This is a genomic window from Streptomyces tibetensis, from assembly GCF_040647715.1.
Lineage (GTDB): Bacteria > Actinomycetota > Actinomycetes > Streptomycetales > Streptomycetaceae > Streptomyces > Streptomyces tibetensis_A.
Map to the genome: position 1 here is coordinate 116,748 of NZ_JBEZCR010000012.1, position 21,056 is coordinate 137,803.

At 71.4% G+C, this 21,056-nt stretch carries 18 protein-coding genes; 5 read left to right on the forward strand and 13 right to left on the reverse strand.

Annotated features, from left to right (window positions below; genetic code table 11):
- Window positions 1-148 precede the first annotated feature (148 nt).
- Window positions 149-1,342 carry a lactonase family protein gene (locus tag AB0B29_RS29270; RefSeq protein ID WP_362244609.1) on the forward strand — a complete coding sequence of 398 codons (1,194 nt, stop codon included), beginning with the start codon at window positions 149-151 and terminating at the stop codon, window positions 1,340-1,342.
- Here the strand turns inward: AB0B29_RS29270 and AB0B29_RS29275 are convergent.
- Together AB0B29_RS29275 and AB0B29_RS29280 are read right to left on the reverse strand one after the other, a co-directional pair.
- Window positions 1,310-2,038, reverse strand: a complete 729-nt coding sequence (locus AB0B29_RS29275) for a DUF2470 domain-containing protein (protein ID WP_362244456.1) — start codon at window positions 2,036-2,038, stop codon at window positions 1,310-1,312. The genes AB0B29_RS29270 and AB0B29_RS29275 overlap by 33 nt on opposite strands.
- A gap of 85 nt (window positions 2,039-2,123) precedes the next feature.
- Window positions 2,124-2,732, reverse strand: a complete 609-nt coding sequence (locus AB0B29_RS29280; RefSeq protein ID WP_362244457.1) for a TetR/AcrR family transcriptional regulator — start codon at window positions 2,730-2,732, stop codon at window positions 2,124-2,126.
- Window positions 2,733-2,841: 109 nt separating this feature from the next.
- Here AB0B29_RS29280 and AB0B29_RS29285 point away from each other — a divergent pair, with 109 nt between their 5' ends.
- Entirely contained in the window at window positions 2,842-4,338 is a 1,497-nt protein-coding gene (locus AB0B29_RS29285) for a cytochrome P450 (protein ID WP_362244458.1), read from the forward strand.
- Here the strand turns inward: AB0B29_RS29285 and AB0B29_RS29290 are convergent.
- The 11 genes from AB0B29_RS29290 to AB0B29_RS29340 form a co-directional block, all read right to left on the reverse strand.
- The gene (locus tag AB0B29_RS29290; RefSeq protein ID WP_362244459.1) at window positions 4,300-5,142 is read right to left on the reverse strand and encodes a pentapeptide repeat-containing protein; all 843 of its coding nucleotides are present in this window, start codon (window positions 5,140-5,142) and stop codon (window positions 4,300-4,302) included. The two genes, AB0B29_RS29285 and AB0B29_RS29290, sit on opposite strands and share 39 nt — an antisense overlap.
- Before the next feature lie 30 nt (window positions 5,143-5,172).
- Complete coding sequence (gene sigJ, locus AB0B29_RS29295) at window positions 5,173-6,084, reverse strand: RNA polymerase sigma factor SigJ (protein WP_362244460.1); 912 nt, start codon at window positions 6,082-6,084, stop codon at window positions 5,173-5,175.
- A gap of 44 nt (window positions 6,085-6,128) precedes the next feature.
- Window positions 6,129-6,863 (reverse strand): PIG-L deacetylase family protein, encoded by a 735-nt coding sequence (locus tag AB0B29_RS29300; protein ID WP_362244461.1) that lies wholly within the window; start codon window positions 6,861-6,863, stop codon window positions 6,129-6,131.
- 50 nt (window positions 6,864-6,913) lie between these two features.
- Entirely contained in the window at window positions 6,914-8,215 is a 1,302-nt protein-coding gene (locus tag AB0B29_RS29305; protein ID WP_362244462.1) for an alpha/beta fold hydrolase, read from the reverse strand.
- 108 nt (window positions 8,216-8,323) lie between these two features.
- Complete coding sequence (locus AB0B29_RS29310) at window positions 8,324-9,349, reverse strand: LacI family DNA-binding transcriptional regulator (protein WP_362244463.1); 1,026 nt, start codon at window positions 9,347-9,349, stop codon at window positions 8,324-8,326.
- A gap of 90 nt (window positions 9,350-9,439) precedes the next feature.
- On the reverse strand, window positions 9,440-10,864 hold the full coding sequence (locus tag AB0B29_RS29315; protein ID WP_362244464.1) for a BNR repeat-containing protein: 1,425 nt from the start codon (window positions 10,862-10,864) through the stop codon (window positions 9,440-9,442).
- 16 nt (window positions 10,865-10,880) lie between these two features.
- Window positions 10,881-11,201, reverse strand: a complete 321-nt coding sequence (locus AB0B29_RS29320) for an L-rhamnose mutarotase (protein ID WP_362244610.1) — start codon at window positions 11,199-11,201, stop codon at window positions 10,881-10,883.
- A 16-nt stretch (window positions 11,202-11,217) separates the two neighbouring features.
- Window positions 11,218-12,303, reverse strand: a complete 1,086-nt coding sequence (gene rhaS / locus AB0B29_RS29325) for a rhamnose ABC transporter substrate-binding protein (protein WP_362244465.1) — start codon at window positions 12,301-12,303, stop codon at window positions 11,218-11,220.
- A gap of 83 nt (window positions 12,304-12,386) precedes the next feature.
- Window positions 12,387-13,379 carry an ABC transporter permease gene (locus AB0B29_RS29330; RefSeq protein ID WP_362244466.1) on the reverse strand — a complete coding sequence of 331 codons (993 nt, stop codon included), beginning with the start codon at window positions 13,377-13,379 and terminating at the stop codon, window positions 12,387-12,389.
- Window positions 13,372-14,412 carry an ABC transporter permease gene (locus tag AB0B29_RS29335; protein ID WP_362244467.1) on the reverse strand — a complete coding sequence of 347 codons (1,041 nt, stop codon included), beginning with the start codon at window positions 14,410-14,412 and terminating at the stop codon, window positions 13,372-13,374. Before AB0B29_RS29335 ends, AB0B29_RS29330 begins: the two co-directional genes overlap by 8 nt.
- A complete protein-coding gene (locus tag AB0B29_RS29340; protein ID WP_362244468.1) occupies window positions 14,409-15,926 on the reverse strand; it encodes a sugar ABC transporter ATP-binding protein in 1,518 nt (505 codons plus the stop codon). Before AB0B29_RS29340 ends, AB0B29_RS29335 begins: the two co-directional genes overlap by 4 nt.
- A gap of 261 nt (window positions 15,927-16,187) precedes the next feature.
- Here AB0B29_RS29340 and rhaI point away from each other — a divergent pair, with 261 nt between their 5' ends.
- The 3 genes from rhaI to AB0B29_RS29355 all read left to right on the forward strand — a co-directional run bounded on the left by rhaI (window position 16,188) and on the right by AB0B29_RS29355 (window position 20,947).
- The gene (gene rhaI / locus AB0B29_RS29345) at window positions 16,188-17,348 is read left to right on the forward strand and encodes an L-rhamnose isomerase (protein ID WP_362244469.1); all 1,161 of its coding nucleotides are present in this window, start codon (window positions 16,188-16,190) and stop codon (window positions 17,346-17,348) included.
- A gap of 114 nt (window positions 17,349-17,462) precedes the next feature.
- The gene (locus AB0B29_RS29350; RefSeq protein WP_362244470.1) at window positions 17,463-19,502 is read left to right on the forward strand and encodes a bifunctional aldolase/short-chain dehydrogenase; all 2,040 of its coding nucleotides are present in this window, start codon (window positions 17,463-17,465) and stop codon (window positions 19,500-19,502) included.
- Entirely contained in the window at window positions 19,499-20,947 is a 1,449-nt protein-coding gene (locus AB0B29_RS29355) for a rhamnulokinase (RefSeq protein WP_362244471.1), read from the forward strand. The genes AB0B29_RS29350 and AB0B29_RS29355 overlap by 4 nt, the downstream gene beginning before the upstream one ends.
- Window positions 20,948-21,056 lie beyond the last annotated feature (109 nt).

Genomic DNA, 21,056 nt, shown 5'->3' on the forward strand with positions numbered 1-21,056 from the left:
GGCGCGGCGGTCGGTGGGACGCGTCGGCCGCCTCCCCTCGCGGCGCGTTGCGCCGCACGCAACACCCGCTGCCGTTTGTTGCACCCGAGGGCAGGTGAACGCCAGGGTGGCAGTCACGACGGGGACGAGTGACGACCTGAGGGGCGACATGGGCAGTGGTGGCTGGAGCAGGCGCCGGTTCGTCGGCGCACTGACGGGCGGGGCGGCCGCGGCGGCGCTGCCGTCCTGCGACAAGGCGCCCGCGCCCCCGTCGACCCCGGCAGCGACGCCCGAGGCGGCCACGAGCCCGCCGCGCGAGGCCCGGCGCCCTTCCGGGCCCCGTCCGCTGTACCTCGGCACCTACACCTCCGTCGAGGGCGGCGGCAAGGGCATCGGTCTGGCGACCTACGACGCGGCGACGGGTGGGATCACCGGCGTCGGCACGATCGGCGGCGTCGGCGACCCGTCGTACCTCGCGCTCCACCCGGACCGCGGCACGCTCTACGCGGTGGACGAGCGTGCGGACGGTGCCGTGACCGCCGTCCGGCTGTCCGACCGGAAGGTGCTGGGCAGCCGGAGTACCGGCGGCGCGGCCCCCTGCCACCTGTCGGTGCATCCGGGCGGGCGCTGGCTGCTCAGCGCGAACTACGGGACGGGCAGCGTCGCCGTGCATCCCATCGACGCCTCGGGCGCCCTCGGCGAACGCACCGCCCTGGTCCGGCACTCCACTCCCCCACCCGGCCCGGGCCAGGAGGGCCCGCACGCCCACCAGGTCGTCCCGAGCCCGGACGGGGGCCACGTACTCGCCGTCGACCTGGGGACGGACACCGTCTACACGTACCGGCTGGACGACAAGGCGGGCACGCTCACCGAGGTCGCGCAGGCGCACACCCGGCCGGGCGCCGGACCGCGCCATCTCACGTTCCACCCGGGCGGCCGGTACGCGTACCTCGCCAACGAGGTCGACGACACGGTGGCGGTCTGCTCCTACGACAAGGCTTCCGGCCGGTTGACCGTCGGCGAGGCGCAGTCCACGGGCACGGGTTCGGGTACGAACTACCCGGCGCAGATCCTGGTGACCGCCGACGGCCGGTTCGCCTATCTCGCCAACCGCGGCCACAACAGCCTCACCCGCTACGCCGTCGAGGCCGACGGCGCCCGGCTCAGGCTGCTCGACACGGTGCCGGTGGGCGGCGACTTCCCCCGGCAGATCGCGTTCTCGCCGGAGGGCACGCTGCTGTTCGCCGCGAACCAGAAGTCCTCCACCGTCACCGTCTTCCACGTGGACGAGGGCGACGGCGCACTGCGGCGGGCGGGCGCGGCGTTCCCCTCACCCGTCGCCGTCTGTGCGCTGCCGCTGTAGGGCCCGCGGGCACGATGCGGCGGCGGCCTGGCCGAGCAGGACGTGCATGCGCTCCGTGAGCTGCGCGACGTCGTCGGCGGGTGCGTGGAAGGCGAGGCGTACGTCGCCGTGGGCGCGGACCCGTTCGATGCGCAGCGTCAGTCCGTGCCGGTCGACGGCGAGCGGCTGGACGCCCACCGCGCCGTGCAGGCTGTCGGAGTCGACGAGCCGCGTGAGGCGCTCCACGGCGTCGGCGTGGCAGTCGGCGAGGTGGGTCAGCAGCCGGGCCTCGGCCATGCTGAGCGGGTCGGGGACGGCGGCCGCGAACTCGGCGAGGTCGACGGTCACGGAGCCGGACGGCTGCCGCAGCACGACACGGGTGGGCGTGAAGGCGAGCCTCTCCCCCTCGACGGCGAACCAGCCCGCGAGCCACAGCCGGGCGCGGATCCGGCTGCGCACCGGGACGGGAGCGACGTCGGCGAACTCCAGCACCGCGGACGGCTCGCCGCGGGGTGCGCAGATCGCGGCCGCGAGCAGGGCGCTGTCCGCGGGCACGTCCACGAGCACCCGGCCGTCCTCGTCCACGCTGTGCGCGCCGACCAGTTCCTCCCGTGTGCCCTCCGCGGTCACGGAGCAGGACCACGCGGCGGCGAGCACCGAGCGCGCCCGCTCCGCCGCGGCGGGAGCCGCCGTCCAGCTGTGGCTGTCGTCAGCCATCCCAGACCTCCTTAGGTAAGCCTAAGCTAACCTATCGAAGATCCGGGTGTGCGCCAACCACGGCGCGTCTCCTTTGCGGCATCCTTCAGGGTGTGAGCACACCCAGCAGAGCGCGTGCGCACACCTCGCGCACCTGCTCGCGGCCCAACTCCGTGCCGCGCAGCCACTCCAGGCAGACGGCCGTGGTGAACGCCAGCCAGCCGCGCACGGCCAGCCGGACCTCCGGCCGCCCCTCGACGGCGGGGCCGAACTCGGGATCCGCGGCGAGCGCGGCGAGGATCTGCCGCTCCTGCGCGGCCAGGGCCCGCTGATAGACGCGCCGCACCGCCTGGTCCCCGGCCGCGTCGGCGCGGTGGAAGGCCCGATAACCGTGGGCGTGCGCCTGGACGTACTCCAGGAACGTCTCCAGGCCTGCCCCGAGTTGCTCGCGGACCGGGACGCCGGGCACCGCCGCCGTCATGCGCAGCATGCGCTCGCTCTCGCGCTCGACGACCGCCGCGAAGAAGTCCCGCTTCGTCGGGAAGTAGTGGTACAGCAGCCCGCGCGACACCCCGGCGATCTCGGCGACCTGCTCGATCCACACCTCGTCGTAAGGGCTCTCCGAGAACAGCCGCGCACCGACCGACAGGAGCTGCTCCCGGCGCTCCCCGGTGCTGAGCCGGCGGCGCGTGCGCCCGTCCTGGTTCGCAGCCATGCCCGCACTTTACTTGACGCCGGTTCAACAACGGGACCACACTGAACCGCACTATTGAACCCACGTACAACACCTGCGAACCCGCCGTCGGATCAAGGGAGATCGCGTCATGACGGAGGCGCCGACACGCACCGGGGAGCCCAAGGGTTTCCGCAGTGCCGAGCTGGGCTGGCCGGAGCTGGACCGCATTCCGCATCCGCCCCGCCGGATCCCGCTGCTCGGGGACGTGGTGGGGGTGAACCGGCGCACTCCCCTGCAGGACTCGCTGCGCTACGCCCGCGAACTGGGTCCGGTGTTCCGGCGGAAGGCGTTCGGCAAGGAGTTCGTGTTCGTGTGGGGTGCCCGGCACGCGGCCGACCTCGCGGACGAGTCGCGGTTCGCCAAGCACGTGGGACTCGGCGTGGCCAACCTGCGGCCGGTCGCCGGGGACGGCCTGTTCACGGCGTACAACCACGAGCCGAACTGGCAGCTGGCCCACGATGTGCTCGCGCCGGGGTTCAGCCGCGAGGCCATGGCCGGTTACCACCCGATGATGCTGTCGGTCGCGCAGCGGCTGACGGAGCACTGGGACCGGGCGGCCGCTGCGGGCCGGGCGGTGGACGTGCCCGGCGACATGACCAAGCTGACGCTGGAGACGATCGCGCGCACCGGCTTCGGGCACGACTTCGGCTCGTTCGAACGTTCCCGGCCGCATCCCTTCGTGACCGCGATGGTGGGCACGCTGACCTACGCCCAGCGGCTCAACACCGTGCCCTTCCCGCTGGCGCCTCTGCTGCTGCGCAGCGCGAGCCGCCGCAACGCGGCCGACATCGCCCACCTCGACGAGACGGTCGACGAACTGGTGCGGGCCCGGCGCGCCGGGGGCGGCGGCGACGGCGACCTCCTCGACCGCATGCTGGAGACGGCCCATCCCGGCACCGGGGAACGGTTGGCACCGCAGAACGTCCGCCGGCAGGTCATCACGTTTCTCGTCGCCGGCCACGAGACGACCTCCGGGGCGCTCTCCTTCGCCCTGCACTACCTCGCCCGCCACCCCGAGATCGCCGCCCGGGCCCGCGCCGAGGTGGACCGGGTGTGGGGGGACACGAGCGAACCCGCCTACGAGCAGGTGGCCCGGCTGCGCTACGTCCGCCGGGTGCTGGACGAGTCGCTGCGGCTGTGGCCCACCGCGCCCGCGTTCTCCCGGGAGGCCCGGCAGGACACGGTGCTGGCCGGGGAGCACCCCATGCGGCGGGGCGCCTGGGCGCTGGTGCTGACGCCGATGCTGCACCGGGACCCCGAGGTGTGGGGAGCGGACGCCGAACGGTTCGACCCGGACCGCTTCGACGCCGGCGCCGTACGGTCCCGGCCCCCGCACACCTTCAAGCCGTTCGGGACGGGCGCACGGGCGTGCATCGGGCGGCAGTTCGCGCTGCACGAGGCCACGCTGGTGCTCGGACTGCTGCTGCGGCGCTACGACCTGCGTGCCGACCCGGCCTACCGGCTGCGCGTGACGGAACGGCTGACGCTGATGCCGGAGGGCCTGCGGCTGCACCCGGAGCGCCGCACGGCAGTGCGGGAGCCGGCCTCAGACCTGCGCCGTCCAGTGCCCGGGGCGGGTGACTGACCCGGGCAGCCGGGTCCCGGCGTTTCCCCGGGCCGCGTTCAGCTGTGGCTGGGTGAGGAAGAAGGCCCCGGTCAGATCGGCGTCGGTGAGGTTGGCGTCACGCAGGTCGGCACCGATCAGGTCGGCTCCCCGCAGGTCCGCCCCGGTGAGGTCGGCGGCGATGAGGTAGGCGCCGCGCAGGCAGGCTCCGCGCAGGTCGGCGCCCTTGAGACGGGCGCCCATGAGGTCCGCGCCCCGGCGGTCCTTCTTACGGCCCTTGACGCCCGCCCTGGCCAGCTCGCTCGTCCTCAGCAACAGGACGTTGACCTCCTGGCGGTGTGCCGCCACATCCAGCGCGGCGAGCTCCTCGGGTGTCCCGCCGGTCAGTTCTTCGGTCTTCTCCAGGGCCTCGCGCACGTCGGCGTGGACGGGACGGGCCGCGGGCAGGGTGAGCGCCTCGGTCAGGTACCACAGCAACTCGTGCAGCTGGCGGACCACCGGGAACACCTCGAACATGCGACGGGCGTCCTGCGGTGGCCCGGTGCGCCAGTCCCGGCCGCCGAAGGTGATCTGCGAGACCTGCTGCCCGGCACCGAAGCAGTCGTAGACCGTGCAGCCGGTGAACCCCTTCTGCCGGAGCCGGGCGTGGATGCCGCAGCGGTGGTCCTCCCGGAGGTTGCGGCAGGGCGTGCCGGCGGCTTTGTCGACCGCGAAGTCGGCCGAGGCGGCGAAGGGCAGGGCGACGCAGCACAGCCCGAAGCACCGCTCGCAGTCGCCGCGCAGTTCCGCCTGCTCGGCCTGGTGTTCTCGCATGCCGTTCAGCATACGAAACGACAATCGACGGGCGCGTTCCGGTCACGCGGCCGGTCCGGGCGCCTCCAGACGATCCAGCCGCTCGGGGTCGGCCAGGATGTACATGTCCGTGATGCGGCCGCCGACGATCGTGACGCCCATGACCGACTGGACGCGGCCTTCGTGCACGTTGACCATTCCGACCGAGCCGTTGACCAGGACCAGCTCCGCGGCCTGCGTGAACGGGGCGAACATGAGCGCCTGCTCCGCCACCGCCTTCGCGCCCTGGACCACCTTGGAGGCGGCGGCGCCCCGCACGAGCGCGCCCGAGTCGGCCCGCAGCAGGACATCCGGGTGCAGTACGGCCACCAGCGCCTCGAAGTCCCCGGCACGCGAGGCGGCCAGGAAGGCGTCGAGCACCTCCTTCTGCCGGCCCAGGTCCGGCTCGGCCGAGGGGGCGGCCCCGCGCACCCGGCGCCGAGCGCGGCTCGCCAGCTGCCGGGTCGCGGCCGGATTGCGCTCCACGATCGGCGCGATGTCGTCGAACGGCACGGCGAACATGTCGTGCAGCACGAACGTGAGCCGCTCGTCGGGCGTCAGGTTCTCCAGTACGACGAGCAGGGCCAGGCCCACGGAGTCGGCCTGGAGCACCTCCTCGGCCGGATCGATGTGCGACAGGGGCCGGAGCACCGGGTCCGGGACATAGACCCGCACGGTGTCCTGGGTGTCGCCCATCGGCTCCTCGCGGCGGGCGGTGCGCGAGCGCAGCATGTCCAGGCAGACCCGGCCGGTCACCGTGGTCAGCCAGCCGCCGAGGTTCTGGATGTCGCCCGTGTCGGTGCGGCTGAGCTTGAGCCAGGCCTCCTGGACGGCGTCCTCCGCCTCGGAGAGCGATCCGAGCATGCGGTAGGCCACCGCCTCGAGGTGCCCGCGGTGTTCCTCGAAGCGGTGCGCCAGTTCCTCGTCGCCTGTCATGGTCTCCCCCGTCGTCCGTTGATCAACCGCTGATCAACCGCTGGTCATCTGCTGAACAGTTCGAACGCCACCGCGGGGCGGCCCCCGAACCGCTCCCCCGTCCGCTCCGCGTTCTCCGTCAGGAAGCCGCGCACGTACGTCTCCGGGTCCTCGCTGGTCAGCACCTCGATGTACGTGCGGTGTTCCAGCAGGGAGCGCACGGCCCGTTCCATCCCGGCTGTCGCGTCGACCGCGTGCGTGGGCGTGCTGGAACCCGCGACCGCGACCCAGCGCACACCGTCCCAGGGGTCGAGGCCCTGCTCGACGAGCTCGGGGAAGATCCACCGGTTGCCGGCGTCGCCGGCCGCGTCGAGCGTGGCCCGGCCGACGGCCACGTGGTCCGGGGTGTTCCAGGCGACGCCGCCCCAGGTGTCGCGGTGGTTGAGCGTGAGGACCAGCTCGGGCCGGTGGCGGCGGATGGCGGCGGCGATGTCGCGACGCAGGGCGGTGCCGTACTCGATGACCCCGTCCTTGTGGTCGAGGAACTCCACCTCCGACACGCCGACCACCGCCGCGCTGGCCCGCTGCTCCCGCTCGCGCAGCGGCCCGCACCGCTCCGGCTCCAGCGTGTCGATGCCGGCCTCGCCCCGCGTCGCGAGGACGTAGGCGACCTCGCGGCCTTCGTCGGTCCAGGCCGCGATCGCCGCCGAGCAGCCGTACTCGAGGTCGTCGGGATGCGCCACGACCGCGAGGGCACGCCGCCAGTCGCCGGGCATGGGCTGCAGTTGAGGGGTCGTCATGCCCGCAGACTAGCCCGCGCCGCCGACATCACCGGGCGTACGGCACGGCATCACGCGTCACCCCGTACGAGCGCCAGCAGCCGGTCGAGGACGCGGGGGCCGCCGGTGCGGATGCCGTCGTGCTCGAACTCGTCCGTGATCCAGGTGCGCAGCCCCCGGATCGTGCGGGCGGTGCGCAGGGAGTGGGCCGTGTCGACGTACATGTCGTCGTGGTAGACGGCCGCCACCACCGGCACCGTGTTGTCGGCGAGGCGGGCGGGGTCGTACAGGGGCGTCCAGTCGGTGCGGGCGGCGAGCAGGTCGGCGGTCTCGCGCAGCGGGCGCAGCGCCGGGTCGCAGTCGAACATCCAGGGGTGAATCGATTCCCCTGTGAACAGCAGCGGCTCGTCACCGGCGAGGGCCTTGGCGGCGTCGAACTGCGGGAATTCGGCGCGGACCCGCTCGGCGGACCAGGCCGTGGGCCGGGCGTCCTGGCCGTAGATCGACTCGTGGACCAGGGCGTACAGCGGGTGACGGGCGTAGGAGAGCATGGCCTGCACCTGCTCCTGGAACGCGTCGGAGAGCGCGGAGCCCTGCGGGGTGCGGACGAAGGCGTCCTCGAGGAGGTAGTGCAGGCGGTGGGTGCCGTCTGCGGTGCCGAGGGCGATGCCGAGGGACTGGAACGCCTCGACGGTGAGCCGGTAGCCGTTCGGCAGGACCACGTCGTGGTGGAGCAGGTGCTCGGCGATGCGGCGGGCGCGCTCGGCGTCCTCGGGATAGCGGGCGTAGTGGGCGGCCACCTTGCGTTCGATGCGTGGGAAGGCGGCCCGGTAGACGTCGTCGGCGTGGGCGTCCAGGGAGGGCAGGCCACCGGTGATCACGGCGGTGGCCAGGCCTTCGGGGGCCAGGGACAGGTAGGTCGTCGCGCAGAAGCCGCCGAAGCTCTGGCCGAGGACGGTCCAGGGCTCGCCGCCGGTGAGTTCGGTGCGGACGGCCTCGCAGTCGCGGACGATCGAGTCGGCACGGAAGTGCGTGAGGTAGTCGGCCTGCTCGGCCGGGCCGCCGCGCAGCGGGAGCGTCTGGCGGTTCGCGGGGGTGCTGTGGCCGGTGCCGCGCTGGTCGAGGAGCAGGACGCGGTACTCCTTCAGGGCCCTGCCGAGCCAGCCCGGCCGTCCGACGGACCGGTCGGCGCCGAAGCCGGGTCCGCCCTGGAGGTAGAGCAGCCACGGCAGGTCCTGGGACGCTTTGTCGCCCGCCACGACCTCGCGGGCGTACAGCTCGATGGTCTCGCCGTCGGGGCGGCCGTGGTCGAGGGGGACGGTGAAGCGGCGGTCGGTGAGGAGGACTCCGGGCTGGCGGTAGCTGACGGTCAACAGGGCTCCCGGGACGGACGGATCTTCAGGCCGCGTCCCAGTTCATCACAAGGATCGCCCGTGGGTGAGCCCTTCGATCATGAAACCCTGCTGAACGGCCGTTCAGGCTCAGCGGGCGGACAGGCTGGAGCGGCGGACCACCAGCTCGGGCTGCAGGACGACCCTGCGGTGCTCGTGTGCGCGCGCCGCGCCCTCCTCCTCCGTCTCCTCCAGGAGCAGGTCGGCGGCCATGGCGCCCATGGTGACGGCGGGCTGCCGCACCGAGGTGAGCGGGACGGCCGCGGCGGCGGCGAACTCGATGTCGTCGTAGCCGACGATGGCGAGGTCGTCGGGGACGCCGACACCGGCCGCGTACATGGCCTGCAGGACCCCGAGGGCGAGCAGGTCGTTGGCGCAGAACACGGCGGTGGGCCGGTCGGCCAGCCCGAGCAGCCGGGCCCCCGCGTCCCGGCCCGCGGCGACGTCCAGCCGTTCGGTCGGCAGCTCGCGCAGGGCGTCGGGACCGAACCCGGCCTCGGCGAGCGCTTCGAGGGCACCGGTGCGGCGGTCGCGGACCTGGTTCAGGCCGGGCGGGCCGCTGACGTAGGCGATCGAGCGGTGCCCGGCGTCGACGAGGTGGCGTACGGCCAGGGCACCGCCCGCCACGTCGTCGACGGAGACCGAGCACTCGGTGGTGCCCTCGGCGACCCGGTCGACCAGCACGAACGGGATGCCGTGCCGACGGAACGTCTCGATGTTGCGGCCGGTCGCGTCGGCCGGCGTGAGCAGCACGCCGCGCACCCGCTGCTCGGCGAAGAGCGACAGGTACTCGGCCTCCTCGCCCGGGTTCTGGGCGCTGTTGCAGACCATGACACCCAGTCCGGCCTGCCGGGCGGCGCGCTCGGCGCCGCGCGCGACGTCGACGAAGAAGGGGTTGCCCATGTCGAGGACGAGCAGCCCCATGATGCGGCTGCGCCCCGCGCGCAGCTGGCGTGCGGACTCGCTGCGGACGTACCCGAGCCGGTCTATCGCGGACAGCACCCGGGCCCGGGTCTCGGTCGCGACCGTGTCCGGGCGGTTGATCACGTTCGAGACCGTGCCGACGGAGACTCCGGCGACGCGGGCGACGTCCTTGATACCCACCGACTGGGCCATCGGGCAGGGACCTCCAGGGGGAGACACGGGGGGGGCGGCGTCCGGGGCGGCTTCACATTACCGGCACGCCGCCCCGGGGACCGGATGCGGTCAGGCGGGCAGGCGGAAGTCCGTCACGTGCAGCGCCGAGGGCGTCGTGCCGCTGGACTTCTCCTGGTACATGAAGGACAGCACCCCGTCCTGTGCGACCCGCGTCTCGTCGATGACGACCTCGCCGAAGGCGTTGAGGCCGCTGCCGTCGAAGAGGATCTTCCAGTCCGTGTACCCGGAGGCGGCGGAGGCCCCGGCGATCCGGCCGAAGGGGAAGACCGCGTACGCGTTGTCGTACTTGTCCAGGATCAGCTTGGTGCGCTGGCTGGAGTTCAGCGGGACCGGTATCTCGGTCTTCTGCCAGGTGCCGGAGGCGTTCTTGCGGACGTGGAAGGCCCGTCCGTTGGCGGTGCGGTCCGCGACGTAGTTCGTGGTGCACTGGCCGAAGCGGCCCGGGACGTAGGAGATGATCGCGTGCGGCCGGCCCGCGGAGTCGGTGAACTGGCTCTCCTGGTTCATCAGGGAGTGGTCGGGGTTGAGCGGGTCGATCACCAGTCCGGCGTCGGTCACGGACACCTTGTCGGAGCCGCCCGTCACACCCACGACGGTTCCGTCGTTGTTGCGCCAGGTGCGGCCCCGGTCGTCGGAGTAGACGTAGCCGGTGTCGTGGTTGGTGATGCCGCCGCCGTTGCACATCACGGCGCCGTTCTGCTCGCGCCAGGTGAAGAAGGAGTGCAGCCGGCCGCCCCGGTCGTAGTCGATGCCGTGCAGGTACATGTTGCGTGCCGTCGAGGAGCCGTGCTCGCTGGTGTACGTGCCGGTGGAGCTCGACCACTCGCCGAGGTTCGTCCACTTCGTACCGTCGTACTCGGCGAGGGCGTTCCGCCCGTTGCCGGAGACGGCGACGCGGTAGCTCAGCTGGAGCTTTCCGTCGGGCGTGGAGATGAACTGCGGATAGGTGAACTGGGAGGTCGGCGCCAGCCCGTCCAGGGTGGACTGCGGCGCCCCGAAGCGAGAGGCGCTCCAGCTCAGCCCGGCGGGGTTGTCCATGAGCCCCGCGACGGACTTGACGTAGGTGAAGCCGTCGCTGTGGGAGTCCATGTTGAGGTGCAGCCGGCCGTCGACCTTGGAGACACCCATGGAGATGACGTTGTGGGAGTCGTCGGCCTTGAGGATGTGCCCGACCTTCACGGTGGACCAGGTGCTCCCGCCGAGGACGCGGCGGCCGACGACGGCGTTCCTGTCGGCGGTGTACCAGACGGCGTACTGGTAGCCCTTGTAGGTCAGCAGGCCGTTCTTCTGGAACGCGTTGTTGTTGACCAGCCCGTCGTACGACACGAAGAAGACGGCCTGACCGTCGAGTGTGGTGGTGCCGGTCCGGGTGACGGAGGGACCGGGGTCGGCGGCCCGCGCGGTGCCGGAGGCGAGGGCGGGGGTCACCACTGCTCCCGCGAGGGCGGCGGCCAGCAACGTACGTCTGTGCATCTCGTGGACTCCATCGTCATGCGAGGTGGAACACTTCGGTGAGCGGTTTCATGGCCTCGTCGGGCCGGGCGCCGTCCAGCGACTCGAAGAACGGCGCCATCTCCGCCTGCCAGCGGGCGTTGACGTCGGTGGCTTCCATACCGGCCTGGGCGGCGGCGAAGTCCTCGGTCTCCAGGTAGCCGACGAGCAGTCCGTCCTCACGCAGGAAGAGCGAGTAGTTGTGCCAGCCGGTCTCCGAGAGCGCCTGGAGCATCTCGGGCCATACCGCGGCGTGCCGCTCGCGGTACTCGTCGAGGCGGTCCGGCCGGACCTTCAGCAGGAAGCACACGCGCTGCATCAACAGATCTCCGGGATCAGAAGTTGAACTGGTCGATGTTCTTGGCGTCGAACACGGTGGGCTTGCCGAGGCTGATCACGCCGTCCTTGCCGATGGGGTACTCGCCCATGGAGCCGGCCTTGAACGTCTCGCCCTCCTTGCCGGTGATCTGCCCGGAGGACAGGGCGACGGCGGTGCGGGCGGCCAGCTCGCCGAGCTTGGCCGGGTCCCACAGCTCGAACGCCTCGACGGTGCCGTTCTTGACGTACTTGCGCATGTCGTTCGGGGTGCCGAGGCCGGTCAGCTTGACCTTGCCCTTGTACTTGGAGCCCGACAGGTACTGGGCGGCGGCCTTGATACCGACGGTGGTCGGGGAGATGATCCCCTTCAGGTCCGGGTACTCCTGCAGCAGGCCCTGGGTCTGCTGGAAGGACTGCTGGGCGTCGTCGTTGCCGTACGCGGTCTTGACCAGCTTGACGTTCTTGTACTCGGGCTTCTTCAGCTCGTCCTTCATGAAGTCGATCCAGGTGTTCTGGTTCGTCGCGGTCTGCGCGGCGGACAGGATCGCGATCTCGCCCTTGTAGCCGATCTGCTTGGCGAGCAGCTGCACCTCGGTACGGCCGAGGTCCTCGGCGGAGGCCTGGGAGACGAAGGCGTTGCGGCAGTCGGCCGTGGTGTCGGAGTCGTAGGTGACCACCTTGATGCCGTTCTTCATGGCCTGCTTGAGCGCGGTGCACAGCGCGCCGGGGTCCTGCGCGGACACGGCCATGGCGTCGACCTGCTGCTGGGTGAGCGTGTTGACGTAGCTGACCTGCCCGGCGGTGTCGGTCGCGCTGGACGGCCCGACCTCCTTGTAGCTGGACCCCAGCTCCTTCAGCGCCTTCTCGCCACCCTTGTCGGCGCTGGTGAAGTAAGGGTTGTTGACCTGCTTGGGCAGGAACCCGACGGTGAGCCCCTTCTTGGTGGCCGCGTTCGGGTCGGCCTTGCCGGCGGTGGCGGCGCTGCCGCCCTCGTTCGCGACGTCCTTCTTGGTGGTGCCGCCGCCGCAGGCGGTGAGGGCCAGGGCGAGGGAGGTGGCGGTGGCGAGAGCCGCGCAGCTGCGGCGGAGAGTTGACTTACGCATGGCTTTTCCTTTGAACGAGGTTGAGGGGAACGCCCTTGCTTTCAGGGGCGCGGGGAACTGCGCGACCAGCTACGGACGGCCGGTCAGCCGGACGATTGAGCACGCAACACGGCGATCTGCCGAGCCACCCGCGGCCCAAGAACGGAAAGCACGAGCAACACACCTGTCACGACGATCTGCGACTGTGCCGAGACATCCTGAAGGCTCATCACGTTCTGCAGTGCGCCGAGCAGAAACACCCCGGCGATCGCGCCACCCAACGTGCCCCTGCCGCCGTCGAAGTCGATCCCGCCGAGCAGCACGGCGGCCACGACCGACAGTTCGAGGCCGGTGGCGTTGTCGTAGCGGGCACTGGCGTAGTGCAGCGCCCAGAAGATCCCGGTCAGCGAGGCCATCAGCCCGGTCAGCGTGAACAGGATCAGCTTCTGCCGCTTGACGCGGATCCCGGCGAACCGCGCGGCCTCCTCGCTCGCCCCGATCGCGAACAGCGACCGTCCGAACGGCGTCGCGTGCAGCGCGACCACGGCGATGGCGAGCAGGACGAGGAACGGCAGGAAGGCGTAAGGGATGAAGGTGTCACCGACGCGCCCGGCCGCGAAGTCCAGGTACTGCGTGGGGAAGTCGGTCACCGCGTCGGACCCGAGCACGATCTGCGCGATGCCCCGGTAGGCGGCGAGGGTGCCGATGGTGACGGCGAGGGACGGCAGCCCCAGCCGGGTCACCAGCAGTCCGTTGACCAGCCCGCACACGACACCGAGCAGCAGACAGATCGGGATGATCGTCTCGATGGCCATGCCCTGGTTCCACAGCGCGCCCATCACGGCACCGGACAGACCGGCCGTGGACGCGACCGACAGGTCGATCTCGCCGGAGACCACCAGCAGGGTCATCGGCAGCGCGATCAGCGCGATGGGCAGGGTGTTGCCGATCAGGAACGACAGGTTGAGCGCGTTGCCGAACCCGTCGACGAAGCCGAAGGAGAACAGCAGGACCACGACGAGGAGTGCGCCGACGGCGGAGTCCCACCTCTTCAGGCCGGAGAAGCCGGCCGCTCGGCTCAGGGAGATGTCAGCCATGGCGGGCGTTCCTCTTCTTCAGGGCGGAGGCCACGCGCAGCGCGACGATCCGGTCGACCGCGATCGCGAGGATGAGCAGGATGCCGTTGATCGCGAGCACCCACACGGAGCTGACGCCGAGGGCGGGCAGCACGCTGTTGATGGAGGTGAGCAGCAGCGCGCCGAGGGCCGCGCCGTAGACGCTGCCGGAGCCGCCGGTGAAGACGACGCCGCCGACCACGACCGCGCTGACGACGGTCAGTTCGTAGCCGTTGCCGGTGCCGGAGTCGACGTTGCCGAAGCGGGCGAGGTACATCGCGCCGGCGAGTCCGGCGAGGGCGCCGCAGAAGGTGTACGCGGCGAGGATCCGCTTGCGGACGGGGATGCCGGCGAGGCGGGCGGCCTCGGGGTTGGAGCCGAGTGCGTACAGTTCGCGGCCGCTGCCGAAGTGCTTGAGGTAATAGGCGGTGGCGACGAGCACCGCCAGCGCGATCAACGCCAGGTACGGGACCGCCGAGATGCCGCCGGAGCCGAAGTCGACGAATCCGCCGGGCAGATCGGCAGCGGTGATCTGGCGTGATCCGACCCAGATGGAGTCGATGCCACGGATGATGTAGAGCGTGCCGAGGGTGACGACGAGCGCGGGCACCTGGCCGAGGCTGACGAGCAGTCCGTTGAGCAGTCCGAAGCCGATGCCGAGCAGCACCGCCAGCGCGATCGCCACGACGGGGTTGCCGCCGCCCTGGAGATACGTTCCGGCGGCGAACGCGCTGATCCCGAGCGTGGATCCGACGGACAGGTCGACGTTGCGGGTGATGACCACCAGGGACTGGCCGGTGGCGACCAGGACCAGGATCGTCGCGTTCAGCAGCAGGTCCTTGATGCCCTGCTCGGACAGGAACTGGCTGTTGCCTGCCTGGGTGACGCCGATCATCACCAGGAAGACGAGCAGGATGGCGAGTTCGCGCATCTTGAAGACGCGGTCGACCAGCCGGGTGCCGCTGGACTTGGGCACGTCGGCCACGGGGGCCTCTTGCGGGGTGACGACCGTCATGCGGCGGCCCTCCCGGTGGCTGCGGCCATCACGGTTTCCTCGGTGGCTTCGGAGCGCGGGATCTCGGCGGTGAGGCGGCCCTCGTGCATCACCAGCACGCGGTCGGCCATGCCGAGGATCTCGGGCAGGTCGGAGGAGATCATCAGGACGGCCACGCCGTCGGCGGCCAGTTGTGACAGCAGCCGGTGCACCTCGGCCTTGGTGCCGACGTCGATGCCCCGGGTCGGCTCGTCGACGATCAGCACCTCGGGGCCGGTGGCCAGCCATTTGGCGAGCACGACCTTCTGCTGGTTGCCGCCGGAGAGCGTGTTGACGGTGTCGGCGATGCGGGCGTACTTGACCTGGAGCTTGACGGCCCAGTCGAGGGAGCGGCTGCGCTCGGCGCCGCGGTCCATCAGCCCGGCCCTCACCGTCGTCCGCAGGCCCGTCAGCCCGATGTTCCGCTCGATGGACATGTCCATCACCAGGCCCTGGGCGCGCCGGTCCTCGGGGACCAGGGCGAGCCCGGCGGCCATCGCGGTGGACGGGGCGCCGTTGACCAGGGCCTTGCCCCGGACGGAGACCTCGCCGGCGTCCCAGCGGTCGATGCCGAAGACGGCCCGGGCGACCTCGGTGCGCCCGGCGCCGACGAGTCCGGCGAGGCCGACGATCTCGCCGTGCCGGACCTCGAAGGAGACGTCGGTGAAGACGCCCTCGCGGGTCAGCCGGCGCACGCTCAGGGCGACCTCGCCCGGCGTCACCTCCTGCTTGGGGTAGAGCTCGTCGAGGTCGCGGCCGACCATGCGGCGCACGAGGTCGTCCTCGGTCATGCCGTCCAGGGGCTCGCTGGCGACCCAGGCGCCGTCGCGCAGGGTGGTGACCCGCCGGCAGATCTCGAAGATCTCTTCCAGGCGGTGGGAGATGAAGAGCACGGCGGCGCCCTGGTCGCGCAGGGTGCGGACGACGTTGAAGAGGCGGGCGACCTCGCTGCCGGTGAGGGCGGCCGTCGGCTCGTCCATGATCAGGACGCGGGCGTCGAAGGAGAGGGCCTTGGCGATCTCGACGATCTGCTGGTCGGCGATGGACAGGCCGCGGGCGGGCCGGTCGGGGTCGAGGTCGACACCGAGGCGCTTCATCAGGGCGGCGGTCGCGTTGTGGGTGGCCTTGTGGTCGATCCGGCCGAGGGCGCGGCGCGGCCGGCGGCCCATGTAGATGTTCTCGGCGATCGACAGGTCGGGGAAGAGCGTGGGCTCCTGGTAGATCACGGCGATGCCGGCGTCACGGGCGTCGCCGGGTCCGTGGAAGGCGACGGGCGCACCGTCGAGCAGCACCTGGCCGGCGTCCGGGCGGTGCACTCCGGCGAGCGTCTTGATGAGCGTGGACTTGCCGGCACCGTTCTCGCCGGCGAGTGCGTGCACCTCCCCGGGGAACAGCTCCAGGGAGACGTCCCGCAGTGCGCGGACCGCGCCGAAGGACTTGGAGACGTCCCTCAGCGCGAGAACCGGGGCCGGACCCGTGGTGGACGGGTGGGTCATGAGGGCTCCTCGACGACGCCGGCGGGTCGGCCCTCTCGGCGTCGTGAAAGGTTTCAACTGGATTGCCGGGACGTTAGGCGGGCCGCGCATGTCACGTCAATGGGTTCCGGTCGAAAAAGTTTCGAGGACAGAAGGTCACGCATGGGTCACGGGAAACCGTCTCGGCCGGAGGGGTTGACACCCCTTCGGGGGGCCCATAACTTCGCGTCCTGAATCGTTTCATTCAGTGGTCGTCACGACCCGATGTCACAGGAGCCTGACGTGACCGAGCTCGCCGCGGCGAAGGCCGCTCTCAAGACACAGGCCGTCGAGACGCCGTCGTGGGCCTACGGGAACTCGGGCACGCGGTTCAAGGTGTTCGCGCAGCAGGGGGTGCCGCGCACCCCGTTCGAGAAGCTGGACGACGCGGCGAAGGTGCACGAGTTCACCGGGGTCGCCCCGACCGTGGCCCTGCACATTCCGTGGGACAAGGTCGACGACTACGCGGCGCTGGCGAAGCACGCCGAGCAGCGGGGCGTGAAGCTCGGGGCGATCAACTCCAACACGTTCCAGGACGACGCCTACAAGCTCGGAAGCATCTGCCACCCCGAGGCCTCCGTGCGGCGCAAGGCCGTCGATCATCTGCTGGAGTGCATCGACATCATGGATGCGACGGGCTCGACGGACCTGAAGCTGTGGTTCGCCGACGGTACGAACTATCCCGGCCAGGACGACATCCGGGGGCGCCAGGACCGGCTGGCGGAGGGGCTGGCCGAGGTCTACGAGCGGCTCGGGGACGGGCAGCGGATGCTGCTGGAGTACAAGTTCTTCGAGCCGGCGTTCTACACGACGGACGTGCCGGACTGGGGTACCGCCTACGCCCACTGTCTGAAGCTCGGACCCAAGGCGCAGGTGGTCGTCGACACGGGGCACCACGCGCCGGGGACCAACATCGAGTTCATCGTGGCGACGCTGCTGCGGGAGGGGAAGCTCGGGGGCTTCGACTTCAACTCGCGCTTCTACGCGGACGACGACCTCATGGTCGGGGCGGCGGATCCGTTCCAGCTGTTCCGGATCATGTACGAGGTCGTGCGGGGCGGTGGGTTCTCGCCCGAGGTCGCGTTCATGCTCGACCAGTGCCACAACATCGAGGCGAAGATCCCGGCGATCATCCGGTCGGTGATGAACGTGCAGGAGGCGACGGCGAAGGCGCTGCTCGTCGACGGTGACGCGCTGGCCGCGGCGCAGCGGGCGGGGGACGTGCTGGAGGCCAATGCCGTGGTGATGGATGCGTACAACACGGATGTGCGGCCTCTGCTGCGTGAGGTGCGAGAGGAGATGGGGCTGGACCCCGAGCCGCTCGCTGCGTATCGGCGGTCCGGGTGGGGTGAGCGGATCGTTGCCGAGCGCGTGGGCGGGCAGCAGGCGGGGTGGGGTGCGTAAGCGTCTGCCAGGTTCTGTCTGATTCGGGCTGCGGGCCGGTTGTGGCTGGTCGCGCAGTTCCCCGCGCCCCCAAGGGGGCACCTCACACCCCTGTCTCTTGAAAAGGAACTGATCATGGCTGTCCATCCCGAAGCCGCCGCTCTTCTCGCCCGGTCGCACCGGCTCGGCAGCGATCCCCGGAACACCAACTACGCCGGCGGCAATGCCTCCGCCAAGGGCACCGAGACCGATCCCGTCACCGGCGGTGATGTCGAGCTGATGTGGGTCAAGGGGTCCGGTGGTGATCTCGGGACCCTGACCGAGGCCGGGCTCGCCGTGCTGCGGCTGGACCGGATGCGGGCGCTCGTGGACGTGTACCCGGGCGTCGAGCGCGAGGACGAGATGGTCGCCGCGTTCGACTACTGCCTGCACGGCAAGGGCGGGGCCGCTCCCTCCATCGACACCGCCATGCACGGGCTGGTCGAGGCCGCACACGTCGATCATCTGCACCCGGACTCGGGAATCGCGCTCGCCTGCGCCGCCGACGGGGAGAAGCTGACCGCCGAGTGCTTCGGGGACAGCGTGGTGTGGGTGCCGTGGCGACGGCCCGGTTTCCAGCTGGGTCTGGACATCGCCGCTGTGAAGGAGGCCAACCCGCAGGCCGTCGGGTGCGTGCTCGGCGGGCACGGGATCACCGCCTGGGGGGACACCTCCGAGGAGTGCGAGCGGAACTCGCTGCACATCATCCGGACCGCCGAGCAGTTCCTCGCCGAGCGGGGCAAGCCCGAGCCCTTCGGGCCGGTGATCGAGGGGTACACCACGCTGGGTGCCGCGGAGCGTCGGGAGCGGGCCGCCGCGCTCGCCCCGCACATCCGGGCCGTGGCCTCCCAGGACCGGCCTCAGGTCGGGCACTTCGACGACTCCGAGGTCGTGCTCGACTTCCTCGCGAGCGCGGAGCACCCGCGGCTCGCCGCGCTCGGCACGTCCTGCCCGGACCACTTCCTGCGCACCAAGGTGCGGCCGCTGGTGCTGGACCTCCCGCCGAGCGCCCCGCTCGACGAGGCGATCGCCCGGCTGAAGGAGCTGCACGCCGAGTACCGCGAGGAGTACGCCGCCTACTACCGGCGGCACGCCGAGCCCGACTCCCCCGCCATGCGCGGCGCCGACCCGGCCATCGTGCTCGTGCCCGGGGTGGGCATGTTCTCGTTCGGCAAGGACAAGCAGACCGCCCGGGTGGCCGGTGAGTTCTACGTCAACGCCATCAACGTGATGCGCGGGGCCGAGGCCGTGTCCACGTACGCGCCGATCGAGGAGTCCGAGAAGTTCCGCATCGAGTACTGGGCGCTCGAGGAGGCCAAACTCCAGCGGATGCCGAAGCCCAAGGCGCTGGCGACCCGGGTGGCGCTGGTGACGGGTGCCGGCAGCGGGATCGGCAAGGCCATCGCGCACCGGCTCGTGGCCGAGGGCGCGTGTGTCGTCGTGGCCGATCTGAACGGTGAGAACGCCGCCGCCGTCGCCGAGGAGCTGGGCGGTCCCGACAAGGCCGTCGCCGTGACGGTGGACGTCACCTGCGAGGAGCAGATCGCCGAAGCGTTCCGGACGGCCGTGCTGGCCTTCGGCGGAGTCGATCTCGTCGTCAACAACGCGGGCATCTCGATCTCCAAGCCGCTGCTGGAGACCTCCGCCAAGGACTGGGACCTCCAGCACGACATCATGGCCCGCGGTTCCTTCCTGGTGTCGCGGGAGGCGGCCCGGGTGATGACCGCCCAGGAACTGGGCGGCGACATCGTCTACATCGCCTCGAAGAACGCCGTGTTCGCCGGGCCCAACAACATCGCCTACTCCGCCACCAAGGCCGACCAGGCCCACCAGGTGCGGCTGCTCGCGGCCGAGCTGGGCGAGCACGGCATCCGCGTCAACGGAGTCAACCCGGACGGCGTGGTGCGTGGCTCGGGGATCTTCGCCGGCGGGTGGGGCGCCCAGCGGGCCGCCGTGTACGGGGTGGAGGAGGAGAAGCTGGGCGAGTTCTACGCCCAGCGGACCATCCTCAAGCGCGAGGTGCTCCCCGAGCACGTCGCCAACGCCGTCTTCGCGCTGACCGGTGGGGACCTCACCCACACGACCGGTCTGCACATCCCGGTCGACGCCGGCGTCGCGGCCGCCTTCCTGCGATGAGCGCGGCCGTGAAGTCGTACGCCGCGGTCGATCTGGGCGCGTCCAGCGGGCGCGTCATGGTCGGCCGGGTCGGACTCGACTCGCTGGAGCTCAGCGAGGCCCACCGCTTCCCGAACCGGCCGGTACGTGTCCCGGAGGGCCTGCGCTGGGACGTGCTCGGCCTGTACGCCGGAGTGCTGGACGGGCTGCGGGCAGCGGGACAGGTCGACTCCCTCGGCATCGACAGCTGGGCCGTGGACTACGGGCTGCTGGACGCCGACGGGGCGCTGCTCGGCAATCCCGTGCACTACCGGGACGCCCGTACGGAGGGTGTCCCGGAGAAGGTGTGGGCGAGCGTGCCCGCCGGGGAGCTGTACGCCGCGACCGGGTTGCAGTACGCGCCCTTCAACACCCTGTACCAGCTCGTCGCCGCCCGCTCCACGGCCCAGCTCGCCCAGGCCCGGCGGCTGCTGCTGATGCCGGACCTGCTGACGTACTGGCTGACCGGCGAGCAGGGCACGGAACTCACCAACGCGTCCACGACCCAGCTGATCGACCCGCGCACCCGCGACTGGGCGCACGGCGTCGCGGAGCGCCTCGGTGTCGATCTCGGGCTGTTCGCGCCGCTGCGGCGGCCCGGTGATCCGGCGGGGGTGCTGCGGCAGGAGGTGCTGGAGGAGACGGGGCTGACCGGTCCCGTGCCGGTGACGGCCGTCGGGTCGCACGACACGGCGTCCGCGGTAGCCGCCGTACCCGCGTCGGGTGAGCGGTTCGCCTACATCTGCACCGGCACCTGGTCGCTGGCCGGTCTGGAGCTGGACGCGCCGGTGCTCACCGAGGAGAGCCGGGCCGCCAACTTCACCAACGAGCTGGGGCTGGACGGCACCGTCCGCTATCTGCGGAACATCATGGGGCTGTGGCTGCTCCAGGAGTGCCTGCGGGCCTGGGGCGACCCGGATCTAGGCGCGCTGCTGCTGGAGGCGTCCAAGGTGCCGGCGCTGCGGTCGGTCGTGGACGCGGGCGACGCGGCGTTCCTCGCGCCCGGGCGGATGCCGGAGCGGATCGCCGATGCGTGCCGGGTCTCGGGGCAGCCGGTGCCGGAGTCGCCGGCCGAGGTGACGCGCTGCATCCTCGACTCCCTCGCGCTCGCCCACCGCAGGGCGGTCCAGGACGCCCAGCGGCTCGCCGGTCACCCGGTCGACGTCGTGCACGTGGTGGGGGGCGGTACGCGCAACGCCCTGCTGTGCCAGCTGACCGCCGACGCGTGCGGCCTGCCGGTGGTGGCCGGGCCCACCGAGGCGGCGGCCCTGGGGAACGTCCTGGTGCAGGCGCGGGCGGACGGGCTGGTCGGCGACCTGGCCGGGATGCGGCGGCTGCTGGTGAACACGCAGCCGCTCACCCGGTACGAGCCGCGCGGCGGGACCGAGCGGTGGCGCGCCGCGCAGGCTCGGCTCGCCGCGCGTTGATGTCGCCGCGTGTGTGGGATTTCTCGGCGCGTTGTGTTCCGGGCGCATCGATCTCACATGCATGGATCTCGGCGCGTTGATGGGGTCTCCCGTCGGCCCCGCGCCCGGA

Coding starts and splice junctions, on each gene's coding strand:
- AB0B29_RS29340 (WP_362244468.1), bottom strand. CDS start 15,926: ATGACCCACCCGTCCACCACGGGTCCGGCCCCGGTTCTCGCGCTGAGG.
- AB0B29_RS29330 (WP_362244466.1), bottom strand. CDS start 13,379: ATGGCTGACATCTCCCTGAGCCGAGCGGCCGGCTTCTCCGGCCTGAAG.
- AB0B29_RS29320 (WP_362244610.1), bottom strand. CDS start 11,201: ATGCAGCGCGTGTGCTTCCTGCTGAAGGTCCGGCCGGACCGCCTCGAC.
- AB0B29_RS29315 (WP_362244464.1), bottom strand. CDS start 10,864: ATGCACAGACGTACGTTGCTGGCCGCCGCCCTCGCGGGAGCAGTGGTG.
- AB0B29_RS29270 (WP_362244609.1), top strand. CDS start 149: ATGGGCAGTGGTGGCTGGAGCAGGCGCCGGTTCGTCGGCGCACTGACG.
- AB0B29_RS29300 (WP_362244461.1), bottom strand. CDS start 6,863: ATGACGACCCCTCAACTGCAGCCCATGCCCGGCGACTGGCGGCGTGCC.
- AB0B29_RS29280 (WP_362244457.1), bottom strand. CDS start 2,732: ATGGCTGCGAACCAGGACGGGCGCACGCGCCGCCGGCTCAGCACCGGG.
- AB0B29_RS29285 (WP_362244458.1), top strand. CDS start 2,842: ATGACGGAGGCGCCGACACGCACCGGGGAGCCCAAGGGTTTCCGCAGT.
- rhaS (WP_362244465.1), bottom strand. CDS start 12,303: ATGCGTAAGTCAACTCTCCGCCGCAGCTGCGCGGCTCTCGCCACCGCC.
- AB0B29_RS29355 (WP_362244471.1), top strand. CDS start 19,499: ATGAGCGCGGCCGTGAAGTCGTACGCCGCGGTCGATCTGGGCGCGTCC.
- AB0B29_RS29335 (WP_362244467.1), bottom strand. CDS start 14,412: ATGACGGTCGTCACCCCGCAAGAGGCCCCCGTGGCCGACGTGCCCAAG.
- AB0B29_RS29350 (WP_362244470.1), top strand. CDS start 17,463: ATGGCTGTCCATCCCGAAGCCGCCGCTCTTCTCGCCCGGTCGCACCGG.
- AB0B29_RS29310 (WP_362244463.1), bottom strand. CDS start 9,349: ATGGCCCAGTCGGTGGGTATCAAGGACGTCGCCCGCGTCGCCGGAGTC.
- sigJ (WP_362244460.1), bottom strand. CDS start 6,084: ATGACAGGCGACGAGGAACTGGCGCACCGCTTCGAGGAACACCGCGGG.
- AB0B29_RS29290 (WP_362244459.1), bottom strand. CDS start 5,142: ATGCTGAACGGCATGCGAGAACACCAGGCCGAGCAGGCGGAACTGCGC.
- AB0B29_RS29275 (WP_362244456.1), bottom strand. CDS start 2,038: ATGGCTGACGACAGCCACAGCTGGACGGCGGCTCCCGCCGCGGCGGAG.